The organism is Amycolatopsis sp. cmx-11-12 (genome assembly GCF_046269425.1).
Classification (GTDB): Bacteria; Actinomycetota; Actinomycetes; order Mycobacteriales; family Pseudonocardiaceae; genus Amycolatopsis.
Window position 1 is genome coordinate 1 of the sequence record NZ_JADNQM010000115.1, and the last position, 602, is coordinate 602.

Below are 602 nucleotides of genomic sequence, written 5' to 3' on the forward strand. Positions count from 1 at the left end.
ACACTCAAAAACCTTTTCCAGACACAAACTAAAACTGAAAAATTCAATATATCCAAAACCTTTCTGAAATACAAACTAACAGAAAACGCAGCAGTAAAACCACATATAATCAAAATAATTAATTACACTCAGCGATTAAAAAAACTGAACTTCCCAATAAACAAAAAATTAACCACTGACTTCATTCTTTCATCTCTTCCGCCTAACTATAAAAACTTCATCTCGAACTACCATATACATAAAACGGAGAAAAATCTGAATAAACTGTATAACATACTAAAAACAACAGAAACTGACATTAAAAAAAATACTGATAACAGCCATATAACGGCAATACAGAACAAACCCAGCTTTAAAAAAAAAAACAATTCTTAAAAAAAAAAAAACAAAACTGAAACGTCCAAACCAAACCCACCGCCCAAAACTAAAACTGAACCTGCTCCAGATAAAAAATACTTTTACTGTCATAAACTTAATCACTGAAAAAAAAACTGCAAACAGTACCTAACTTCCTTAAAAAACGGCGGAAATAAAAATACTTCTACCTCAGATACGCTTATTATTTATATTATAAACAACATATTTCTCGCTAATACAGTTAT

1 protein-coding gene is annotated in these 602 nt (G+C 29.4%); it reads left to right on the forward strand.

Features of this window, described 5'->3' with window-relative positions; all coding sequences use genetic code 11:
• A partial coding sequence (locus tag ACLARN_RS44155; RefSeq protein ID WP_409497459.1) for a hypothetical protein occupies window positions 1-375 on the forward strand: 375 nt, incomplete at its 5' end.
• Between the last annotated feature and the right edge of the window lie 227 nt (window positions 376-602).